This window comes from Ruegeria sp. AM1, from assembly GCF_056540745.1.
The window spans coordinates 417,981-440,109 of record NZ_JBQFXH010000001.1; the positions used below are offsets into that span (position 1 = coordinate 417,981).

The window sequence follows — 22,129 nt, forward strand, 5'->3', positions numbered from 1 at the left end:
AGTAACGCGTATGCGCAAGCTGTTCGGAACCGACGGGGTGCGGGGGACCGCCAATACTTATCCGATGACGGCGGAAATGGCATTGCGCATCGGGGCGGCGGTTGGGCGGTATTTCCGTCGCGATGCAACGGGCGTCCACCGGGTGGTGATCGGCAAGGATACGCGCCTGTCAGGGTATATGCTGGAAAACGCGCTGACCGCGGGGCTGACATCCACGGGGATGAACGTGCTGTTGCTGGGGCCGGTGCCAACGCCTGCTGTTGGTCTGATGACACGCTCCATGCGCGCTGATCTGGGCGTCATGATCTCGGCCAGCCATAACCCTGCGGTGGACAACGGTATCAAATTTTTCGGGCCGGATGGCTTCAAGCTGTCCGATCAGGCCGAGCTTGAGATCGAAAAACTGATCGAGGAAGGGGTCAAGCCCGCGCAGGCGCAGAACATTGGCCGCGCGCGGCGGGTTGACGATGCCCGGTTCCGCTATGGCGAGCGAGTGAAGTCCTCTCTGCCGCGGGATTTGCGGCTGGATGGGCTGAAGGTGGTGATCGATTGCGCCAACGGTGCCGCGCACCGGACCGCGCCCGAGGTTTTGTGGGAGCTTGGTGCAGAGGTTATCCCGATCGGAACCGCGCCTAATGGTAAAAACATCAACCTTGGCTGCGGATCGACCCAGCCCCGGATCGCTGCGGAAACCGTTGTCACGCATGGCGCGCATGTGGGCATCTGTCTGGATGGCGATGCCGACCGCGTTGTGATTGTGGACGAGACCGGGCAGGTCGCCGACGGGGATCAGCTCATGGCGCTGCTGGCATCGGCCTGGGCAAACGAGGGAACCCTGAAGGGCGGTGCGCTGGTTGCCACGGTGATGTCAAACCTCGGGTTGGAGCGTCACCTTGGCGGTCTTGGGTTGCGTCTGGAGCGCACAGCCGTCGGCGATCGCTACGTGGTTGAACGAATGCGCGAAGGCGGGTTCAATCTGGGGGGCGAGCAATCCGGTCACATCGTGATGTCGGATTTTGCCACGACGGGTGACGGGCTGATGGCCGGCCTGCATTTCCTGGCCGAGATGGTGCATTCCGGGCGCAAAGCGTCCGAGCTGTCGCGCCAGTTCGAAACCGTACCGCAGTTGCTCAAGAACGTGCGCTATGGCGACGGTCAAACGCCGCTTGAGGTTGCTAGCGTCAAGGCCGCCATTGCAGATGCCGAGCAGCGGCTGAATGGACAGGGGCGATTGTTGATCCGGAAATCGGGAACCGAGCCACTGATCCGGGTCATGGCCGAGTGTGAGGATGATGCGTTGTTGACGCAGGTTGTCGACGGTATCGTGGCCGAGGTCGAGGCCGCCGCAGGCTAGCGGCTCGTCAGCATCTTTCGAAGGCTGAACCACTGACTGATGGCCAGGCCGGTGAGGATCAGCGCCAGGGCGATGTAGAACCGCAAGGGCAGCGCCTCGGATAGAATCCAGGCACCAAACACCATGGACCAGACCGGAACCTGATAGTTCACCAGTGTCAGAAAGACCGATCCCGCGCTGCGGATGATAGATATGCGCAGAAGCGTGGCAAAAGCTGTGGGGACCAGTCCCAGAATAACGATGGCGATTCCGGGACGGTTACCTTCCCATCCGGGGATACCATCAGTGATCAGCATGATCGGCAGCAAGATCACGGCGCCCACTATCAGCGTCAGCGCAGACAGAACAACCGGATCAATTGGCGGGCAGCGGCGGGTGAAAATCGAGGACACAGCATAGCACAAAGCAGCTCCGATACAGGCCAACTGTGCCAGTGGCACGGCACCATTCCCGATCTGCGCCAGCCCCGGACCGATCAACACCAACGCGCCCGAAAAGCCAAGGCATACGCCGAATACTCTGCGCGCGTTCATAGGCTCGTCCGAGAAGAAGTGAGCCAGCGGCAAAACCATCAGTGGCACCGCAGCCATGGACAGGCCCGCAAAGGCCGAGGGCACATATTGCTGTCCCCAGCTGAGCAGGACAAAGGGCAGGGCAGTCGACAGAATGCCGATGATGACAATCGCGCCCCACAGGCTTGGGCTAAAGTCGGGAAGCTTGCGGCGTGTCACCGCCATCAGCAACAGCAGGGTGACCGCGCCCAGCGTGGTACGCGCTGCCGCCACGGTGACCGGCCCATACCCTTCCAGCGCGATGGCAACCACCATGAATGTTGCGCCCCAGATGAGGCCAAGACCGGTAACGCCGCTCCAGTCACGGGAGTTGGGTTGCTGAACCATAGGGTCCTCTAAACTGCGGGTCTTCTATTGTCACGGGGTGATAAGGTAATGTCTGGTAAAGTCATTTGACTTCATATGATTGCCGCTCTTGATTCAAGTGACGTGCGGGTATGAAAAAGGGCGGCCACAAGGGCCGCCCGATCGCTGATTGCTCAGACTTAGTTCTTTTCCTGATCGACCAGCTTGCCAGCCGAAATCCAAGGCATCATGTCGCGCAGTTTCTTGCCGACAACTTCGATCTGGTGCTCGTCATTCAGGCGGCGTGTGCCTTTAAAGAAGGGCTGACCAACGGCGTTTTCCTGCATGAAGTCACGCACGAATTTACCGGTCTGGATGTCGCGCAGAACGCCTTTCATCGCAGCTTTGGTTTCGTCATACGGCAGAACGCGCGGGCCCGATACATACTCGCCATATTCGGCGGTGTTCGAGATCGAGTAGTTCATGTTGGCGATGCCGCCTTCATAGATCAGGTCTACGATCAGCTTGGTTTCGTGCAGGCACTCGAAATAGGCCATCTCGGGCGCGTAACCGGCTTCGACCAGCGTTTCAAAGCCCATACGGATCAGTTCAACGATACCGCCGCACAGAACGGCCTGTTCGCCGAACAGGTCGGTTTCGCATTCCTCGCGGAAGTTGGTCTCGATGATGCCCGAGCGGCCGCCACCGATGGCCGAGCAGTAGGACAGGCCGATTTCCAGCGCTTTGCCGGTGGCGTCGTTGTTGACGGCAACCAGGCAGGGCACGCCGCCGCCTTTGACATATTCGCCGCGTACGGTGTGGCCGGGGCCTTTGGGGGCCATCATAATGACGTCGACGCCTTCTTTGGGCTCGATCAGGCCAAAGTGAACGTTCAGGCCGTGGGCGAACGCAATCGCTGCGCCGGGCTTGATGTTGTCGTGGACGTATTTCTTGTAGGTCTCGGCCTGCAGTTCGTCGGGCATGGTGAACATGATGACGTCACACCAAGCTGCGGCTTCGGCGATGCCCATAACCTGCAGACCTTCAGCTTCGGCTTTCTTGGCCGAGGCCGAGCCTTCGCGCAGGGCGACAACGAGGTTCTTGGCACCCGAGTCGCGCAGGTTCAGTGCGTGCGCATGGCCTTGCGAACCATAGCCCAGAATGGCCACTTTTTTGTCTTTGATCAGGTTGATGTCGCAATCGCGATCGTAATAGACGCGCATGTCGCCGGTCCTTTCTGTTTCGATTGCGGAGGTTTTATCCGGCTCTTTGCGTATTGGCGAGTGCTGCGTTGTCGGGTATTGAGGTCTAGGACGAATTATAATTCGCGAAAATTGAGAAAGATGTAAAAATCATGCTCGATGATGTCGACAGACGTATTCTGCGCCATTTTCAGGCTGATCCCAGCCTGTCAGCGGCCGAACTGGCCGAGCGATGCCAGATCAGTGCGGGCATGTGCTGGCGCCGGATTGAAAAGATGCAGGCCGCCGGGATCATCGAGGGGCAGGAGGCCGTGATTGACTGGGCCGCGCTGGGCTATGCGGTTGAGGTCTCGCTGCGGGTGACGCTGGACAAGACCCAGCCGCGCGCGTTTGACGAGTTTACCGCTGCGGCCCGTGAGGTGGCCGAGGTGATCGAGATTCAGACCTTTCTGGGCCGCGTCGACGTGCGCCTTTCGGTTCTGGCGCGGGACATGCCGCACTATCAGCAGGTCTATCGGGATCGCATTCTGACCCTTCCGCATATCGCCGATATCGAGGCGCTGATGCATATCGCGCGGGTCAAACGGGATGAGGTGCTGCCGGTATGATTGAACTGGATGAGGTCGACCGCAAAATTCTGCGGGCGTTGGTGCAGGACGCGACGCAAAGTGCGGGCGCGCTGGGGCGCAAACTGGGCTTGTCACAACCCGCCACCTGGCGGCGCATGCGCCGTCTGCAGGACAGCGGTGCGATCAAAGGTCGCCGGTTGCGCCTGAATGCCGAAGCGCTGGGCTTCGGTGTCACGGTTTTTCTGGGGGTAAAGCTGGCCCGAAAAGGGCAGGTCAGCCTTGAGGATTTTGAACGCGTTGTCAGCGCCATTCCCGAAGTGCAGACGGTCGAGCACGTACTTGGCCTCTATGACTATCGCCTGCGCGTGGTTGCGCGTGATCTGTCCGATTTCGAGCGCGTGCTGCGCCGACGCATCATGACCCTGCCAGGGGCCGGCGATGTTGAGGCAAACGTGCTGCTCAGCGAAGAACGCCTGCCCGGACCGATTGGTTAGCGGGATCAGTATTTGGTGCGAACACAATACCCCGGATGATGCGTCAGGCGTGCAAAAGCCATCGGCTGACCGTTCTTCCATGTCGTCCGCTCAAGCTGAATCATCGCGGCACCGGCGGTGGTGCCCATGAATTCAGCCAGGCGTCCATCAGCCGAGACCGCGCTGAAGGCCAGCTCTGCATCGGTGAAGGGTTCGGTATTCAAAAGCCATTCATGCGGGCTGGTTTCGCTGAGATCGGCATGCTCGATCTCGGGAACCGCCTCGATATTGATCCAGCGCTCTTCAAGCTGAAAGGGGCGATTGTCTGCATAATGCATGCAGATCACATGCAGCACACGTGCCTGAGGTGAAACGCTGAGCTGCGAGCTGAGCCATCCGGGGCATTCGGACACGTTCCGTTCGACCAGCGCATAGCGATAGTCCGCATTCTGACTCTCGACGGCATGGCGGGCGAGCGATATTTCCAGTTTGGCGTGTTTGCTCGGGGATTTTCGGACGCGGGTTCCGCTTTTGCGTTTGCGCTCGACAAATCCTTGTTCGGCCAACTCCCGGAGCGCGCGATTAACGGTTGCACGGGCGCAATTGAATTCTTCGGCCAACTGCGTCTCGGTTGGCAGCAGCGACCCTTGCGGCCAAACCCGGGTCTCGATCCGTCGTGTCACTTCGTCACGAACAACCTGAAAACTGATCCGTTTTTGCGAAGTCACAAGCGCGCACGTCCTTTTCTTGTTCAAGATGTGCGTATCTGTTCAGAATCGCGTCATAGTGTAAAGGGACGGTGACACTAATTGGCGTCATTTCTTCTTTCTTGCGATTTGGATTGGTAGCAGGATCGTCAATCCTTGCACGGTTTCCGTCAAGTCAACCTTTCTGGACGCATTGATGCTTTACCTGCGCGATTTGAGTGGTCAGAAACTACCCAAACCATAGGAAAGGATGCAGCATGCCCGCACTTTTGAGTAACATCGACCCGAATGGTCTTGAGGAGTTTTCGGTCGTTTTTACTGATCGCTCGCTCAATCACATGTCGGCCTCGTTCCAACAGGTGATGCGCGATACTTCTTCGATGCTGCGCGAGGTTTACAACGCCGAAGGTGTTGCCGTGATTCCCGGCGGCGGTACATATGGCATGGAGGCCGTAGCCCGTCAGTTCGCACGCGGTGCAAATGTGTTGGTTGTTCGCAACGGTTGGTTCTCTTACCGCTGGAGCCAGATTTTCGAAGCCGGGTCGCTGGCCGCATCAACCACGGTTTTGACTGCGCGCGAAACCGGCAATGCCAGCCCTTCACCATTTGCTCCAGCCCCGATCGAAGAGGTTGTTGCGGCCATTCGCGAGCAGCGCCCTGACATCGTATTTGCACCGCATGTCGAAACGTCGGCCGGTGTGATCCTGCCGGATGATTATGTGACTGCAATGGCCGCCGCTGCTCATGAGGTTGGCGCGATGATGGTTCTGGACTGCATCGCGTCGGGCTGCGTTTGGGTCGACATGAAAGCGACCGGGGTCGACGTGCTGATCTCGGCTCCGCAAAAAGGCTGGAGCGCATCGCCCTGTGCCGGTTTGGTCATGTTATCCGAACGGGCCGAGGCGCGTCTGGCCGAGACGAACTCGGACAGTTTTGCCATCGACCTGAAAAAGTGGCGTCAGATCATGCAGGCCTATGAAAATGGCGGTCATGCCTATCACGCGACGATGCCGACCGATGCACTGCGGGCGTTCCGTGACACTATGGTCGAAACCCGCGAATACGGGTTCGAAAAACTGCGCGAGGCCCAGTGGGCGCTTGGTAATGGCGTACGCGCAATGCTCAAGGACAAAGGAATCGTGTCGGTCGCAGCCGAAGGCTTTGGCGCGCCGGGTGTCGTGGTCAGCTATACTGCGGACCCAGAGATTCAGAACGGTAAGAAATTTGCCGCGTTGGGTATGCAGATCGCCGCAGGGGTTCCGCTGCAATGTGACGAGCCCGCGGGGTTCAGCACCTTCCGTCTGGGGCTGTTCGGGCTCGATAAGCTTTATGACGTGGACGGCACAATTGCCCGGCTGAAGCGGGTGTTGGACCAGGTTCTGTAAGCTGACTTGGGCCTCAGCGGACGCCGAGGCCCATTTGCATCAGTGTCTTGCGTACCGGTGCCAGCGAATAGAGGGCGTTCAGCCCCATGGCGCGCGCGTCCCGCAAGACGCGCGTTTCCATCATCGAGGCACGGTTCAAAAGGTCGATACCCTTGACGCGCAGTTCAATCTCGGTGTGGCGCGCTTTGTGATAACTATCGAGCATTTGGGCATCCCCCAAAGCATCCGGGCGCGCCTGGGCCAGATCCAGCAGGCTACGTAAATCACCCAGCGACATGTTCAGACCCTGTGCCCCAATCGGCGGCACCACATGTGCCGCTTCGGCCATCAGCGCAATACGTTCGCCCGATAGCCGTTCGGCAGACTGGCTGATGATCGGCCAGATGGTGCGGCGCGAGGCCAGCTTGAGCGGCCCGAACAATCCGCAGGACCGTTCAGTCATCGCGGTCTCAAAAACGTCAGGGTCCAGGTTCAGCAATTCGACGGCGCGTGGGCCGCGCTCCATCCAGACGATGGCGGATGACGGCTGCCCGTTCCAGTCGGGCAGGGGCACCAGTGTGAAGGGACCGCCAGAGCGATGAACCTCGGTCGAGACATTCTCATGCGCGATGGGATGTGTCACCGCAAAGGCCAGCGCCTTTTGGCCATAGCGCGTAGTGTGAACGTGGATCCCGGCGGCCTCGCGCATGGGCGAGTTGCGCCCGTCGGCAGCGATGACCAGCTTGCACTGGATGCGGCTGCCGTCACTCAGGCCGACGCGGGTCTCGGCTGTGCGGGTGAACAGGCTGGTTGTACCCGTGCCCGGTCTGAAATCGACATTGGGCAGTTCGGCTAGCCGGGCCACCATCTCGCGCCGCAGCAGCCAGTTGGGCAGGTTCCAGCCAAAGGGCTGATCGGAAATGTCGGCGGCGTTGAAATCGCGCACCACGCGCGGCTCCGGTACGTCTCCGCCTGCATCAACGATGCGCATGATCTGCAAGGGCGCGGCATGGGCGGCCAGTCTGCCCCACAATCCGCATTGCTCCAGCAGCCCTTGTGCGGGCTGCAGAAAGGCCGTGGTGCGCAGATCCGAACCATCGACGTCGCGTTCGGTGACCGGAGGTGTTGGGTCGACGCAGATCACGTCAAAGCCGGCGGCACCAAATGCGGCAGCGGCGGTAAGCCCTGCGATTCCACCGCCTGAAATCAGGATGTCACAGCTGTCGGTCATGGCGTAAGTCTCCGTTCTACACAGACCTTAGTGCTGTTGCTGGGCAGAGGCCAAGTGACATCCTGTCTCGTGGTTCTTAGCCGCGCGTGATCAGCAAAAGGATCAGGAACATCACCGGCACCATGGCCACCGCTGGCAGGTAGAGCCCAGGCAGGCCGAACACCAGAGCCGAACAGCCCCACATGCTGACGAACGCGGCCAGTGTGTACCACAGGTCTTCAGGTTCGCCGTCCGCCACGTCTCGGGCCATCCAGCCAAAGACAGGGATCGCATAAAGAAAGCGCTGCCAAAGCGGCAGGCGTTGAGGCATCTCAAGCGCGCTCATTGGGAGTCTCCGTTCTGTTCGTCGCACTGGCGCATATAGGGCCCGTAACTGACCTGCGGAATGAGCAGATCGTCGCAGCCGGTCGGGTCAGACCAGACGCGCCAGGAACCGGGTCAGATCGTCGGTATGATGATGAATGTGATCGGCCTGATGCGGGTCCGGTGCGACGTGAACGGTGCGCATGCCCATGGCATGCGGAGCGGTCAGATTCCGGGGGTCATCTTCGAACATGGCCGCCTTGTCAGCCTGAATTCCGTCTTGCGCGAAAATCGCCTCGAACGCGGCGCGTTCGGGCTTGGGGCGATAGCCCGCATGCTCGACCCCGTAGATCGCGTCGAACAGCCCCGACAATCCGCGCGCGGCCAGCACACGTTCGGCATAGGGCGCGCTGCCGTTGGTATAGACGATGCGGCGACCGGGCAGGGCGCGAATATACGCGGCAAGGTCCGTATCCTGTGTCATATGGCTCATGTCGACCTGATGGACGGCATGCAGATAAGGATCGGGGTCGATGTCATGCTCGGCCATAAGGCCCGCCAGTGTTGTGCCGTATTGCTGCCAATACTGGGCGCGCAGGCGGTCGGCCTCGGGCCGGTCTACGCCGATGGCCTGGACGACATAATCGGTCATCAGCACTTCGATCTGATCGAACAGCTGCATCTGCGGCGGATACAGCGTGTTGTCCAGATCGAACACCCATTGGGTGACATGCGCAAAAGAAGGTTTAACCATGGCTGCGGTGTACGGGGTGAACGTGCGCAATTCAATGGCGCACTTGATTGCTGCCCCATCCGGCGGATAGACAGGTTCGAACGAGGAGAACCAGACCAGATGAACCAGCCGCGACAATCTCAGACCGATGCGTACAGCCTGATCCTTGAGGCCATTGATGTTGGCGTCTACAAACCGGGCGATCGTCTTGTGGAAAGCGAGTTGGCCGAACGGTTTGGTGTATCGCGCACGCCGATTCGCGAGGCTTTGCAACGACTTGAGACGCAATCGCTGCTGGAACGGGACGGTCGGTCGCTGATCGTGGCCTCTCTGGATCACAACCAGATGGCTGAGCTGTATGTTGTCCGGCGCGAGCTTGAGGGGCTGGCCGCGCGCCTTGCCGCCCGGCACGCAACGCCGGAAGAGATAAAGGTTCTGCAAGAGATGGTTGCGGCCGATGATGCGTTGGTGGATGACCCTGCGGCCTTGTCACGGGCTAATCGGCGGTTCCACGAGCAGATTCATCTTGCCTCGCACAACCGCTATCTCGTGCAGCAGCTCAACCTTGTGCATCGGACCATGGCGCTGATGGCGACCACATCGCTGGCGGTGCAGGGGCGCGGAGAGATTGCGCAAAGCGAGCACAAAGGCATCGTTGAGGCGATTGTCGCGCGGGACGAAGACGCGGCCGAACGGGCGCTGAAGGAACATATCTCGATCGCGTTCATGACGCGGCTGAAACAGGATGCCGTCCGGCGGGAAAAATAGCGCAGCTACGCCTCTTCGGCGGCTTGGCCGTGCTGTGTTTTGTCCCAGAAGAAGGGGTTCACAATCAGTTCCCAGAGAGCCTTGTAAGCCGCGACAACGCCCAGCGGATAATACAGGATCATGGCGGGCACCCAGGGTATCAGATAGCGCCTGCCGCCGGCGTTTGCCCCCAGCGCACCGACAATAAAGTTCGCGCTCTCGGCGGCCAGAAAGAGATACATGCAGAAAACCAGCGTCTCTTGTGAAACGACGCCGTGAAAGGGTTGCGGTAGCCCGAGGGATGTCAGCCAGAAGGCCCACAGTACCGGTGCAAGAAGGAATTGCCCGATCGTGCCAAGGAAAAAGGCCTGGACACTGAGAAACTTTATCATGCCCAGATCTGCGAGAAACCTCAGCGGTGCCCGCATGTGAACCAGATAGGTGACCATAAAGCCCTTCAGCCAGCGCGAACGCTGTTTGATCCATGGCCAGGCGCGGAAATTGGCCTCTTCATAGGTTGCTGTGCTGACGATCTCGGTCCGGTATCCGGCACGGCAGAGGCGGACACCCAGATCGGCGTCTTCGGTGACATTGTGAGCGTCCCAGCCGCCAAGCTCGACAAGCTTGTCGCGGCGGAAAAAGAATGTGGTTCCGCCCAGAGGCACGACCAGACCCAAGCGGGCAATGCCCGGCAGGATGACCCGGAACCAACCGCTGTATTCGATGGTAAAGCAACGGGACCGCCAATTTGTGCGGGGATTGTAGTAGTCCAGCGCGCCCTGCAGACAGACCACATCCTCGGCGGCCTGCTCAAAGTGGCGAACCACAGTTTCGATCTGATCAGGTTGCGGTGCGTCTTCGGCATCCCAGACGCCAATGATGCTGCCCCGGCAGAAATCCAGTGCATAATTCATCGCGCGGGGCTTTGTTGTCAGCTTGCCAAGCTCCGGCACCTCGATGACGCGGATCCAATCGGGCAGGTCGACATCTGTTAGCGCCTGGCGTGTGATGTCGTCGCGTTCCTCAAGCACCAGAATCACATCCAGAAGCGCCTTGGGGTAGGTCAGACGCTGAAGCCGTGCGATCAGCACATCGGCGATTTCCCGTTCTTTGTAGAGCGGGACCATGATCGACACATTGGGCAGCTTCGTGCGGGCTGCATCAGATGTCTGAGGCGGGGCCCTGCGCGGGGCCAGAAATGCGCCGAGACCGCATAACCTGAGCATCATGAACAGAGCCAGAGTGGATATCGCGGCCCAAAACAGGGCGCTCAGCCCAAGGGATGGCAGTGCCGCAAATATCACAAGCGTGATCAGCAACAGCGCTGCAGGTCCCATGCGTGCCCGGGCGGTCCAGTTCCGGCAGCTCTGCAGCGGATCCACCCGCGCCTCAGCGGTCTGCGCGAGGGAGGCCGAAAAGACATGCGCGATGGTGTCGTGAATCTGCTCGGCGGCGGCCAGCACCGGAACAACGGTATATCTGCGGTCCCGCAGGTGTTCGGCGATGCCGGCGAACCGATCCGGGCGCGCGGTCGCCACCAGCAGTATCGGCCCCATCTGCATCCACGGTATCATGTTATGCGCCAGCCAGAAATCGACTGGTTTGATCGCGCACAAGTCATGGGATGGAGGGCTGTTCTTAAGATCAGCGATTTGCAGACCGCTTTGATCGGCCAGTGCCTGCAAGAGAGCGGGCCGCCCGATCCAACCCTCACCCAGCAGAATTTCACCCAGCGGGGCATCCTGGGTCGCCTGCAGAGTAAGCGCCTGTTCAAGCTGTGCGTGCGTGATGACGCCGCGGCTGAGCAACCAATGCCCCAGCGGCCTGTGCGGCGGCGCATCAGGAACCGGCGTCAGAGGGGCTAGTCCTTGAAGATTCAGCTCAACCATTTACGCACCCTGCCGCCGGAAACGGAAACAGGGTTGCTGAAATACGGTTAATTTGAGGTTAATGCGCCTCTATGTGTGCGCACAGGCTGCGTTAAGCCTGTGCTTTCCGCTCAGCCATTGCTGTTGCGAAGCGTTCGAACAGATAGAAGCTGTCTTGCGGGCCGGGCGATGCCTCGGGGTGGTATTGCACCGAATAGACGGGCCGGTCCGACATGCGAATGCCGCAGTTCGAGCCGTCAAACAGCGACCGGTGGGTTTCCACGACACCTTCGGGCAGCGAGTCCGCGTCGACCGCAAAGCCATGGTTCATCGAGGTAATCTCGACTTTGCCGGTGTCCAGATCCTTGACGGGGTGGTTTGCGCCGTGGTGTCCGTGGTTCATCTTGACCGTTTGTCCGCCCAGTGCCAGCGCCAGCATCTGGTGACCCAGACAAATGCCGAAAACGGGCAGATCGGTTGTGTCCAGAATTTCACGGATCATCGGGACTGCATATTCGCCCGTTGCCGCCGGATCGCCGGGGCCGTTGGACAGAAACACGCCATCGGGTTCATGGGCCATGACCTCAGCCGCGGTTGCGGAGGCAGGCAGTACGGTGACGTCACATCCGCTCGAGGCCAGACAGCGCAGGATGTTGCGCTTGGCCCCGTAATCCAGCGCAACCACCTTGTGGGTAGGCGCCTCTTGCCGCGTATAGCCGTCCGGCCATGCCCAACGCATTTCGTCCCAGCGATAGCTCTGCGCGCAGGTCACATCCTTGGCGAGGTCCATGCCTTCGAGACCCGCAAAACCGCGGGCAGCAGCGACCAGAGCCTCGATGTCGAAATTCCCCTCGGGATCATGGGCAAGCGCCACGTGCGGCGCGCCCTGCTGGCGGATCGCGCGAGTCAGGCGGCGGGTATCGACGCCGCCGATCGCAATGCGACCGCGCCGCGCCAGCCAGCCTTTCAATTCCTCTGCCGACCTCCAGTTCGAGGGCTCAGTCGGGTCCCATTTGACCACCATCCCGGCTGCCACCGGATCCGCTGTTTCGTCGTCTTCCGGGTTCACTCCAACATTACCGATATGCGGAAAGGTGAAGGTCACGATCTGTCCGGCATATGAGGGATCTGTCATGATCTCCTGATAACCGGTCATGGCAGTGTTAAAGCATAGCTCGGCAACCGTTTGGCCAACAGCGCCGAAGCCGATGCCATAAAACAGGGTTCCGTCGGCCAGTGCCAGACATGCGGTGGGCTTGGACGTGGCGGTGTGGGCCATGGCGCGACTCTCCTGCTGGGTAAATCGGCGTATTCCTAAGGGGGATAGGTCACCGGGTCAAGTCTGATCAATTTTTGGGCTATTGTTGTTTTTCAATATGTTAGCTGTGTTCGCCTGCTGTTGTGTCGCGCTTTTTGTTTGGATATGGTCGGGGTTCCTTTGCCATGGGGATGGACAAACCATATGGATATGCGATCACGGGTAAACACTGCCCTGAAGCAAGCAATGAAAAACAAAGAGGCCGAGCGTCTATCGACCTTGCGGCTGATCAACGCCGCGATCAAAGACCGCGATATCGCGACTCGGGCGCCGGGAAACGAAGAGGCCAACGGCTGCGGAGACGCCGATGTCCTTGAGATTCTTGGAAAAATGACCAAACAGCGCAAGGAAAGCGCGCGCGCTTATGAAGAAGGTGGGCGTCTTGATTTGGCCGAGCGTGAACTGCGCGAGGTTGAGGTGATTGAGGAGTTTCTGCCCAAGCAGCTGGATGATGACGAGGTCACGCAGGCCATTCAGACGGCCATCACCTCGACCGGTGCCGGTTCGATCCGCGATATGGGCAAGGTCATGGGAGAGCTCAAGACCCGCTACACCGGTCGCATGGATTTCGGCAAGGTCGGGCCGATGGTCAAAGATCACCTCTGCGCGGCATCTAACGGGGGCTGATCATTCTGGCGCGCGCAGTTTGCGCGTCAGATCCTCAAACAGCGCGATGCGCTCCTCTTCGGATAAAAAAGCGCCAATCTCGACCTGACGGCCATCGCCGCTCAGGGTTATGTAGTTTGGGACAGGCCCGCCGCGCGCGTGCATTTCAGGGCGGGCCCAGTAGCGGTTGCAGTTCCACTCTTTTTGTCCTGTGCGCGGGCTATGATGCACCAGCCGCGCCTGCGTGCCGGTCAGCGTCAGAACCTCGGAGACGCGGCGCGCGCGGTAATTCATCTCAAACGCCAGCCAGAGCCCCAGAACGGTCAGCAGCAGGAACGGCAGCAACCCCCACAGCAGCGCTGATCCCAGAACCGCCATCAACGGAATAAGGCCAAACAGAAACACAGAGAGCACAACACCCATTGCGCCGCGCGGGGGCAATGAGTTGTGCGGCCAGAGGTGAAGCTCTTGCTCGGAATCGGAGGTGTTTTTCCACTGGTAAGGCATGGCTGAGAGATAACCTGATATATGGATATATGTCCAAGTCGATAGTCTAGACAACATGGCCGACGCGGGACCATGAAAACGCATCGTCCAGCCGGTCATCGCCCCAGAAAACTTCGCCGCGCACCACAAAGCTGGGAGCACCGAATACGCCCAGTTTCGCGGCCATTTCGGTTTCTGCCACCAGCGCGTTCTGTGTCTCGGGGCTGCTGGCCTGGGCCAGGACTGGGCGAGGGTCCTGCTGACATCGAAACAAAGCCTCGGACAGCGCATTGTCGCTGCCGGCCTCGACCCCTTCTTCGAACCAGATGCGATACACCGCCTGAGTGAAGTCCTTGCCCCAGCCTTCCTGCATGCCCAGCAGCGCGACTTGATTGGCTAGTTGCAGGTCAGAGATCGGGTAGGGCGCAGGCAGATTCGCGTGAATGTGATACTTGGCCGCCCGGCGTTCGATATCCCGCCACATATATGCGGATTTTGTTGGTTTCCCTGCAAAGGGCACATTCTGCTGATCCGCCATAATCGTCCGTACATTGAACGGTCGCCAGCGGACCGTTGCATCATGCTCGCGACACCAGTCATCCAGCCTCATAACGGTCAGAAAACTGTAGGTGCTGCCTATGGAATACCAAAAGTCTATCTCGGGCATCAGAACGCTCCGCTTTCGGGGGTCGTCACACAGGATACCTCAAAACGAAGATTTTTTCGATCCTTCCGTTGCTCTTATGGGCAGAGGCAAGTTGTGAGCGGGCGGTCAGAACAGCGCCTTGTCGATCGGCTGAGCGGGGCTTGGCGCTGTGCCGCAGGCAGTCATTTGACGCAGGTCGATCTCGATACTGCGGCAGATGGCCGAGATCGGAACGTCGGTCACATCGCCCTCGAACGGATCCTCCATCGAGGCGCTGACGCGTTCGGTGACAAAGAATATCCAGCAGACCAGAGCACCTACGGGCGCGAAGGTGAGCCAGTCATACAGGATCAGTTCCAGCAAGGGCGCGCCGGTTCCGGTCGTCACTGACCGCTCATCATTGAAGGCCAGCGGCAGCATGAAAATGAAGATCCAGCTGAAGATGCGGCCGACCTCGGCAACCTGTCTGGGGAAGGGTGTGTTCTTGAGGCGCTCGCTTTTGCCCTGTGCGTCAGTCAATCGGGACAGTCGCTGCATCAGGGCGACATGCCAATACGGGTCAATCTTGTGGGCCTGCGCCAATGCGGACAGTTTTTCGCCCTGCAGGAATATCAGATAGGCGGCTTTGTTGGCTTTGCCTTCCAGCAAGGGCAGGTCGCTGTCCAGCTGTGTGTCACGCCAGCATTCCGGTTTCTGGTGCAGCTCAACGCGGTCTGAGACGGGTTTGTGGCCAAACATCCAGGGCCTGCGGGTGCGGCTGGTCATCGCCGGTTGGCGCAACTGATAGGTCAGCATGTTGAGCCATGCGATGTGCCGCTCGATCAGTTCCTGTCGGGTGGCGCTGTCAATCGGGGTGCCATCGGTCTGCACGAGGTTGCAGACCACGTTTCCCCAATCACGACTGCTGTTGACGATATCGCCCCAGATGGCGCGGGCCTCGGACCAGCGCCCGAAGGCCGAGGTGTTCTTGAAGCCCAGAAAGAATGCGACAGCGAGGCCCAGCATCGTGACCGGTGGGCTGGGGTTCGAAATCAGCTCGATCGGCGTCAGTTCATCAGCCAGAACGACCAGAAATGTCCATGACAGAACGATGCAAATGAACCCAAAGGAGCCCTTGGCCATTTGCTGAATTTTGATGCCGTCATGAAGGATCATGGAGAGTTGTCTTTCTGCTCAAAATTGCCTGCGGCTGTAAAACTATCGGTCGACGAATTGATTGCGGATAATAAGAGGTCGAGGATTGAAATAAAGTCAGGATAGACTCCGAATACAAAAAAGCCCCGCATGATGCGGGGCTTTCCTGTTTGGGTTGATCTGGGTTTAGTGCGCGTGGCCCTTGTCCCAGTCTTCCTGCTTAGGCAGCTGCTCGAACGTGTGTTCAGGCGGCGGCGAGGGCAGGGTCCATTCCAGTGTATCGGCATATTCGTTCCAGTAGTTGTTCTGAGTGATACGCGCGCCACGCAGCAGGGCGTAGATCACGATGCCAAAGAACAGCAGGAACGAGGTGAAGCTGACGAATGCACCAATCGACGACACAAAGTTCCACTGAGCGAAAGCTTCAGGATAGTCGATATAGCGGCGTGGCATGCCCTGACGGCCCAGGAAGTGCTGCGGGAAGAAGGTCAGGTTAGCGCCGATGAAGAACAGCCAGAAGTGAACCTTGCCCCAGAACTCGGAGTACTGACGACCGGTCATTTTACCGAAGTAGAAATAGACACCGGCAAAGATCGCAAAGACGGCACCCAAGCTCATCACATAGTGGAAGTGTGCCACCACGTAGTAGGTATCATGATAGGCACGGTCCACGCCCGCCTGCGACAGAACCACACCGGTCACGCCACCAACGGTGAACAGGAACAGGAAGCCGAAGGCGAACAACATAGGGGTTTTGAACTCGATGGAGCCACCCCACATGGTCGCGATCCACGAGAAGACTTTAACGCCTGTTGGAACCGCAATGACCATCGTGGCTAGCATGAAGTAAGCCTGCTGACGCAGTGACATGCCAACGGTGTACATGTGGTGCGCCCAGACGACAAAGCCCAGAACGCCAATTGCGATGATCGCCCAGACCATCGGCAGGTAACCGAAGATCGGCTTGCGCGCGAAAGTGGCGATCACGTGGCTGATGATGCCAAAACCGGGCAGGATCACGATGTATACTTCCGGGTGGCCGAAGAACCACAGGATGTGCTGATACAGGATCGGGTCACCGCCACCAGCCGGGTCGAAGAAGGTGAAACCAAAGTTGCGGTCCATCAGCAGCATGGTGATCGCGCCGGCCAGAACTGGCAGGGACAACAGAATCAGCCACGAAGTGACGAAGATCGACCAGCTGAACAGCGGCACCTTGAACAGGGTCATGCCCGGGGCACGCATATTCAGGAAGGTGGTGATCATGTTGATCGCGCCGAGAATCGAGGAGGCGCCCGATACGTGTACGGCGAAGATCGCAAGGTCCATGGACATGCCGCCCTCGGTCGTCGACAGCGGCGGGTAGAGAACCCAGCCCACGCCCGAGCCGAGCTGGTCATTGCCACCCGGGCTCAGCAGCGAGGCCACACCCAGCGAGGTACCGGCGACATACAGCCAGAAGGACAGGTTGTTCATCCGCGGGAACGCCATATCCGGCGCGCCGATCTGCAACGGCATGAAATAGTTGCCAAATCCTCCGAACAGAGCCGGAATGACCACGAAGAACATCATCAGAACACCGTGATAGGTGATCATCACGTTCCACAGGTGCCCATTCGGGGTACACGGATCGGCCATGAAGCCTTCGAGGCACATATACTGAACACCGGGGTGCATCAGCTCGAGCCGCATGTAGACGGTCATCAACACCGAGATCAGACCGGCGAGTGCCGAGAAGATCAGGTACAGAATCCCGATATCCTTGTGGTTGGTCGACATGAACCAGCGGGTAAAGAACCCGCGCTGGTCTTCATGATCGTGACCATGAATGGCTGCGTCTGCCATTAGGTGCCTCCTGTTGCAATTCTACCGCGCAGTTGGACCTCTCCAACGCGCGGGATTCCTGCTGGTTTTAGAATGCGAGGGGGCGACCTTCAATGGTCGAGTTTGATCTGGATCAAGATAAATAGCCGCACCCTCTTGAACCGGGGTGTTCAAATCCGGTGCCCGCAACGCGTGTTGAAGGGGTGTCGAGGGTCGTTATCAGTTCGCCTTAGCATGGTCGTCCCGCTGCGCCCGCTTCACAGAATCCCGGCATTGGGGGCGGTTCCGAGCCGTGCACCAGACATTAGGGCTGGCCTGAAATCTGAATCCAGGAGGTAAATCAGTTGACCATGATTGCTTGACCTTCGCCCGTTGGGCCGCAAGAACATGTGCAGCGGCAGCACGGAGGGCGAGACATGAGTTACGATCCTGAAAACATCTTTGCAAAGATACTGCGGGGCGAAATCCCCTCGACACGGGTTTACGAGGATGATGAGACACTGGCCTTTATGGATATCATGCCGCGCTCAGATGGGCATCTGCTGGTCATCCCAAAAACGCCATGCCGAAATATGCTGGACGCTTCGCCCGAACAGCTTTCGGCCGTCATGAAGACGGTTCAGCTGCTGTCACGCGCGGTGGTGAAGGCGTTTGAGGCAGATGGCGTTACCGTTCAGCAATTCAACGAAGCCGCCGGAGGGCAGGAGGTCTTTCACCTGCATTTTCACATCCTGCCGCGCTACGAAGGAGTTTCGATGCGCCCGCCCGGAAACATGGGCGATTTTGATGTAATCGCTGGCCAGGCGGAAAAGATCAAAGCGGCTCTGACCTGACTTGTGGTCTGGATCGCGGTGATTGACGTGGTTGCCGATCTGATCACCATTGCTCCAGCTGATCCGCCAGAATGAAATTGCCGTCCCGATTTGAGGTCGGAACGGCAGAATTTCCACCAAACATTTTTATCGGATTTCGCAGGCTACGCCCGAGATCACCAATAGTAAGACACCACTCACTTTTGAACGGTCATCATATAATAGGCTGAAAGGCGCGCGCTGTGGTGATCGCATGCGATTTTGGCCGAATTAACCTTAAATCATGCAGAATCCCGGCGTTTTTGCGAAACAGAGCTGAGCTGGGCGCCGGATTGTCGTTGCCCTAGCGTCACCTACCCGAAACGCGTCTCAGGGGCGTGAGCGCGAGGCAGGTGCGGGTTAACAGGATGTCGGCCAAGCAAAACGCTGGGCTGAGCGCCTCCCTTTTCGCGCTCGTCAAAAAATGTCGACCGGTCGGTCTGATCGGATGAGCTGTGCGCTCGTTTAATGCACGCATCGCTGGACCAAGAGAACCTCGACAAGAAACACAACCGTCAATACTGGCGTCGAACCCTATAAGTATCTGTATTTTTTAACGGGACTTCACGTCAAAAAGTGAAATGGTGCGGTCGAGAAGACTCGAACTTCCACGGGTGTTACCCCACAGCGACCTCAACGCTGCGCGTCTACCAATTCCGCCACGACCGCACTGTCTGTGACTTGGTAGAGCGGCGTATAGACGGTGAAGCGTGGGATGTGAAGAGGCAAAAACACGCCCATTTGAATTCTCGGGCGCGCTGAATATCTGTAACGTCTACAGGCTGGCAGCCACACCCGCTTCAGGAGCTTCAGATGACATCCTCAGACTCACGCACCGTCGTGCAAATTGATATTGTTTCGGACATTGTGTGTCCGTGGTGCATAGTAGGATTTCGCCAGTTGGATCAGGCCCTTGATCAGCAGCATCTTCGGGCGCGCATTCGGTGGCATCCCTTCGAGCTGAACCCCGCAATGGGCGCCGAAGGTCAGAATCTGCGAGAGCATATTATGGCGAAATACGGCTCGACCGCCGAGCAAAGCCAACAGGTGCGCGATCGGTTGAGTGCGCTTGGGGCTGAGTTGGGATTTGTATTCAACTTCGATGAAGACAGCCGCATCGTAAATACGTTTTCAGCTCATCAGCTATTGGATTGGGCCGAGGGGCAGGGCGACCAGCACAAGTTGAAACTGGCGCTGTTTGAAGCTTATTTCACCGATCAGAGAGATATCTCGGACTCCGATGTCCTGCTTGATGTCGTCGGGGCGGTGGGGTTGGATGCACACGCCGCGCAGGTTGCGCTGTCGTCGGGGGCTCATGTGGGCCCTGTTCGGGAAAAACAGCGGTTCTGGACAAGCCGCGGGATATCGGGTGTTCCGTCGATGGTCTTTGGTGGCAAATACTTGCTAACAGGCGCGCAGGGTGCAGAAACCTATGCGCAAGTGCTGCAGCGTTGCGTAGCTGAGGCCGCGTGACCACTTTCACCAGCCCTGCAAGCGCAGTATGAGGCTTCCATGGAATGGAAAATCTCTGACGAATTGGTCGACTATGAAGCGGCCGTCGCCTTTATGGAGGAGCGCGCGCGCGCGATCTCGGCCGGAGAGGCGGATGAATGCATCTGGTTGCTGGAACATCCGCCGCTTTATACAGCGGGTACTTCGGCGCGATCCGAGGATCTGACCGATCCCGACCGTTTTCCGGTCTACAAAAGCAAACGGGGCGGTGAATATACCTATCATGGCCCAGGGCAGCGTGTGGTGTATGTCATGCTGGATGTTGGAAAGCGCGGCCAGGATATCAGACTGTTTGTTAAGCAGCTTGAGACCTGGGTGATCTCTGCCCTTGCGGAATTCAACGTGACCGGTGAGATTCGCGAGGGGCGCGTGGGCGTTTGGGTGCAGAGAAACGACAAACCGCCCACCATCACAGGACAACCGGCTGAGGATAAGATCGCGGCCATCGGCATCCGGCTGCGCAAGTGGGTCAGTTTTCACGGCATATCGATCAATGTGGAACCCGATCTTGAACATTTCTCAGGGATCGTGCCCTGCGGCATTCGCGAACACGGGGTCACGTCGCTGGTCGATCTGGGGCTGCCGGTGACGATGGCTGATCTGGATGTTGCGCTAAAAAAGACATTTGTGCAGGCGTTTGAGGCCGCAAGCGCTTAGGTTCCTGCCAGAGCGGCACCGCGCAGACGGTTGCCGCGTGTGCTAGCAGAGCGAATGACGCCGGACCAGCAGATTTCTGACACGGATCGAAGGGGCGAGGCTTTCTTTTGCGGAATGTCGTTTTGTGTTCCTGTCGCCATTGGTCTTCTGCGTCAATCGATTCCGGGCTGCGATCTGGCGGCGGAGGAGTTGGGGCGGGGCGGTTACGTCGCTCGGAGTGGCTATTGGTTGGCTCATTCCTATGCGCTCTCGATCATTGTAACCTGTTTAAGGCATTAGGTATTTCCTTGTTGGGAACGTGCCCTTTAACCGCTTTCGGCGCCCCGGTTTGCTCCAGCAGGGCGCGCATTGACGATCCCAGGCGTTCAAAGCCAACAGAGCGGCGACAAGCGGGTGAAGGGCCAGCGCTAGCGCGCCCATCTCAGGGTTTGCCGGACCGGGAGTTTTCCGGCCAAACACATGCGTTTTGGAAGCCTTCGATAAAATATCTTGCAACCGGTTGCAAAAAAGAACATGCTGCCATCCAATCGAGACGCGAGGACCTTCTATGCTCCAGATCGGATTGCTTGGCGCTGGCCGGATCGGCAAAGTTCATGCAAGCGCAATTTCAGCCCATCCCCAGACGCGGCTGAGTGCGGTGTCTGACGCGTTCGCCGACAGCGCGGAAGCCCTGGCAAGCCAGTATCAGGCTGACGCGCGGGGGTCGGAAGAGATTATCAACGACCCCTCAATCGATGCAGTTCTGATCGCAACGCCGACGGATACGCATTCTGACCTGATCGAGGCGGCGACCGCAGCCGGAAAGGCTGTGTTGTGCGAAAAGCCGGTCGATCTCGACCTCAAGCGCGCGATGGCCTGTCAGGAGGCTGCATCCCGCACAGGCATGCCGGTCATGGTTGGATTTAACCGCCGGTTTGACCCTAACTTTGCGGCGCTCAAAGCGGCGGCGGATGCGGGTGAGATCGGCGCGCGCGAAATGCTCTCGATCACCTCATTCGATCCTGCGCCGCCGCCAATCAGCTATGTAGAAGTTTCCGGCGGGCTGTTTCGGGACATGACCATTCACGATTTTGACATGGCCAATTTCGTCATGGGCACATTGCCGGAAACCATTGCTGCAGTCGGAACCTCGTTGGTCGATCCAGCCATCGCGGAGGCAGGGGACGTTGACACGGCCATTATCACAATGACTTACGCGGACGGGCAGCTGGCAGTGATCCGCAATTCGCGCCGCGCGGCCTATGGCTATGATCAGCGCATCGAGTTGCTGGGGTCCAAGGGGATGCTGCAGGCCGAAAATGTGCTTGAAAACACCGTCGTGAAATCGGCTTCGGACGGTGTCATCAGTGCCAAACCGACCTACTTCTTTCTGGAACGCTACATGGCGGCCTTCCGGGCAGAATGGGCGGCATTTGTTGATGTGTTGACCTCTCAGGCGGCATTGCCGGTGACCCTTTCAGACGGAGTAGCCGCGCTTGCAATGGCGGAGGCGGCAACACGTTCGGCACGTACAGGTGAAGCTGTCGCGCTCGCTGAAATTTTGAAACCGGTTGCAAAATGACGCGATATACGGAAACTGAGTTTGTCCCGACTTTGCGGGGCGGCAGATTCGGCAGAGCCGAAAGACGAGGGGTCCAACCCGCATCAGAAAGCGAACTGAACAACTGAACTAATGGGAGGAATGAAG

22 protein-coding genes and 1 tRNA gene are annotated in these 22,129 nt (G+C 58.7%); 10 read left to right on the forward strand and 13 right to left on the reverse strand.

Annotated features, from left to right (window positions below; all coding sequences use genetic code 11):
• The first annotated feature begins 10 nt into the window (after positions 1-10).
• A complete protein-coding gene (glmM, locus tag ACR0I7_RS02040; protein WP_480507922.1) occupies positions 11-1,354 on the forward strand; it encodes a phosphoglucosamine mutase in 1,344 nt (447 codons plus the stop codon).
• Here glmM and ACR0I7_RS02045 read toward each other — a convergent pair.
• Both ACR0I7_RS02045 and ilvC read right to left on the reverse strand, forming a co-directional pair.
• The gene (locus ACR0I7_RS02045; RefSeq protein ID WP_480507924.1) at positions 1,351-2,253 is read right to left on the reverse strand and encodes a DMT family transporter; all 903 of its coding nucleotides are present in this window, start codon (positions 2,251-2,253) and stop codon (positions 1,351-1,353) included. The two genes, glmM and ACR0I7_RS02045, sit on opposite strands and share 4 nt — an antisense overlap.
• Positions 2,254-2,411: 158 nt before the next feature.
• Positions 2,412-3,434 (reverse strand): ketol-acid reductoisomerase, encoded by a 1,023-nt coding sequence (gene ilvC / locus ACR0I7_RS02050; protein ID WP_480507926.1) that lies wholly within the window; start codon positions 3,432-3,434, stop codon positions 2,412-2,414.
• A 131-nt stretch (positions 3,435-3,565) separates the two neighbouring features.
• Between ilvC and ACR0I7_RS02055 the strand changes: the two genes are divergently transcribed.
• Entirely contained in the window at positions 3,566-4,021 is a 456-nt protein-coding gene (locus ACR0I7_RS02055; protein ID WP_480507928.1) for an Lrp/AsnC family transcriptional regulator, read from the forward strand.
• Positions 4,018-4,476, forward strand: a complete 459-nt coding sequence (locus ACR0I7_RS02060) for an Lrp/AsnC family transcriptional regulator (protein WP_480507930.1) — start codon at positions 4,018-4,020, stop codon at positions 4,474-4,476. Before ACR0I7_RS02055 ends, ACR0I7_RS02060 begins: the two co-directional genes overlap by 4 nt.
• Positions 4,477-4,481: 5 nt before the next feature.
• On the opposite strand, the gene ACR0I7_RS02065 is transcribed toward ACR0I7_RS02060, so the two are convergent.
• A complete protein-coding gene (locus ACR0I7_RS02065; RefSeq protein ID WP_480507932.1) occupies positions 4,482-5,183 on the reverse strand; it encodes a GntR family transcriptional regulator in 702 nt (233 codons plus the stop codon).
• A gap of 236 nt (positions 5,184-5,419) precedes the next feature.
• Here ACR0I7_RS02065 and ACR0I7_RS02070 point away from each other — a divergent pair, with 236 nt between their 5' ends.
• Complete coding sequence (locus ACR0I7_RS02070; protein WP_480507934.1) at positions 5,420-6,547, forward strand: aminotransferase class V-fold PLP-dependent enzyme; 1,128 nt, start codon at positions 5,420-5,422, stop codon at positions 6,545-6,547.
• A gap of 13 nt (positions 6,548-6,560) precedes the next feature.
• Here ACR0I7_RS02070 and ACR0I7_RS02075 read toward each other — a convergent pair whose 3' ends face one another.
• The 3 genes from ACR0I7_RS02075 to ACR0I7_RS02085 form a co-directional block, all read right to left on the reverse strand.
• On the reverse strand, positions 6,561-7,757 hold the full coding sequence (locus ACR0I7_RS02075; RefSeq protein ID WP_480507936.1) for a UbiH/UbiF family hydroxylase: 1,197 nt from the start codon (positions 7,755-7,757) through the stop codon (positions 6,561-6,563).
• 76 nt (positions 7,758-7,833) lie between these two features.
• A complete protein-coding gene (locus tag ACR0I7_RS02080; protein WP_480507938.1) occupies positions 7,834-8,082 on the reverse strand; it encodes a hypothetical protein in 249 nt (82 codons plus the stop codon).
• 87 nt (positions 8,083-8,169) lie between these two features.
• Positions 8,170-8,814: a pyrimidine 5'-nucleotidase gene (locus tag ACR0I7_RS02085; protein ID WP_480507940.1), complete on the reverse strand. Its 645-nt coding sequence runs from the start codon at positions 8,812-8,814 to the stop codon at positions 8,170-8,172.
• A gap of 99 nt (positions 8,815-8,913) precedes the next feature.
• Here ACR0I7_RS02085 and ACR0I7_RS02090 point away from each other — a divergent pair, with 99 nt between their 5' ends.
• Positions 8,914-9,561: a GntR family transcriptional regulator gene (locus tag ACR0I7_RS02090; protein WP_480507942.1), complete on the forward strand. Its 648-nt coding sequence runs from the start codon at positions 8,914-8,916 to the stop codon at positions 9,559-9,561.
• A gap of 5 nt (positions 9,562-9,566) precedes the next feature.
• On the opposite strand, the gene ACR0I7_RS02095 is transcribed toward ACR0I7_RS02090, so the two are convergent.
• Positions 9,567-11,429, reverse strand: coding sequence for a glycosyltransferase (locus tag ACR0I7_RS02095; protein ID WP_480507944.1), 1,863 nt, complete (start codon positions 11,427-11,429; stop codon positions 9,567-9,569).
• Positions 11,430-11,520: 91 nt separating this feature from the next.
• Entirely contained in the window at positions 11,521-12,687 is a 1,167-nt protein-coding gene (gene carA / locus ACR0I7_RS02100) for a glutamine-hydrolyzing carbamoyl-phosphate synthase small subunit (protein ID WP_480507946.1), read from the reverse strand.
• A gap of 183 nt (positions 12,688-12,870) precedes the next feature.
• Between carA and ACR0I7_RS02105 the strand changes: the two genes are divergently transcribed.
• Positions 12,871-13,353 (forward strand): GatB/YqeY domain-containing protein, encoded by a 483-nt coding sequence (locus ACR0I7_RS02105; RefSeq protein ID WP_480507947.1) that lies wholly within the window; start codon positions 12,871-12,873, stop codon positions 13,351-13,353.
• On the opposite strand, the gene ACR0I7_RS02110 is transcribed toward ACR0I7_RS02105, so the two are convergent.
• From ACR0I7_RS02110 to ctaD, 4 genes are all read right to left on the reverse strand, one after another.
• Positions 13,354-13,839, reverse strand: a complete 486-nt coding sequence (locus tag ACR0I7_RS02110) for a DUF2244 domain-containing protein (RefSeq protein ID WP_480507949.1) — start codon at positions 13,837-13,839, stop codon at positions 13,354-13,356.
• Between the two features lie 46 nt (positions 13,840-13,885).
• Complete coding sequence (locus tag ACR0I7_RS02115; RefSeq protein ID WP_480507951.1) at positions 13,886-14,485, reverse strand: DsbA family protein; 600 nt, start codon at positions 14,483-14,485, stop codon at positions 13,886-13,888.
• 105 nt (positions 14,486-14,590) lie between these two features.
• On the reverse strand, positions 14,591-15,619 hold the full coding sequence (locus tag ACR0I7_RS02120; protein WP_480507953.1) for a bestrophin family protein: 1,029 nt from the start codon (positions 15,617-15,619) through the stop codon (positions 14,591-14,593).
• A gap of 165 nt (positions 15,620-15,784) precedes the next feature.
• A complete protein-coding gene (gene ctaD / locus ACR0I7_RS02125; RefSeq protein ID WP_480507955.1) occupies positions 15,785-17,443 on the reverse strand; it encodes a cytochrome c oxidase subunit I in 1,659 nt (552 codons plus the stop codon).
• A 395-nt stretch (positions 17,444-17,838) separates the two neighbouring features.
• Between ctaD and ACR0I7_RS02130 the strand changes: the two genes are divergently transcribed.
• Positions 17,839-18,255 carry an HIT family protein gene (locus tag ACR0I7_RS02130; RefSeq protein ID WP_480507957.1) on the forward strand — a complete coding sequence of 139 codons (417 nt, stop codon included), beginning with the start codon at positions 17,839-17,841 and terminating at the stop codon, positions 18,253-18,255.
• 600 nt (positions 18,256-18,855) lie between these two features.
• Here ACR0I7_RS02130 and ACR0I7_RS02135 read toward each other — a convergent pair.
• A tRNA-Leu gene (locus ACR0I7_RS02135) sits at positions 18,856-18,942 on the reverse strand.
• A 144-nt stretch (positions 18,943-19,086) separates the two neighbouring features.
• Between ACR0I7_RS02135 and ACR0I7_RS02140 the strand changes: the two genes are divergently transcribed.
• The 3 genes from ACR0I7_RS02140 to iolG all read left to right on the forward strand — a co-directional run bounded on the left by ACR0I7_RS02140 (position 19,087) and on the right by iolG (position 22,003).
• Entirely contained in the window at positions 19,087-19,746 is a 660-nt protein-coding gene (locus ACR0I7_RS02140) for a DsbA family oxidoreductase (RefSeq protein WP_480507959.1), read from the forward strand.
• 15 nt (positions 19,747-19,761) lie between these two features.
• Positions 19,762-20,442 (forward strand): lipoyl(octanoyl) transferase LipB, encoded by a 681-nt coding sequence (gene lipB / locus ACR0I7_RS02145; RefSeq protein ID WP_480509687.1) that lies wholly within the window; start codon positions 19,762-19,764, stop codon positions 20,440-20,442.
• A gap of 547 nt (positions 20,443-20,989) precedes the next feature.
• A complete protein-coding gene (iolG, locus tag ACR0I7_RS02150; protein WP_480507961.1) occupies positions 20,990-22,003 on the forward strand; it encodes an inositol 2-dehydrogenase in 1,014 nt (337 codons plus the stop codon).
• Positions 22,004-22,129 lie beyond the last annotated feature (126 nt).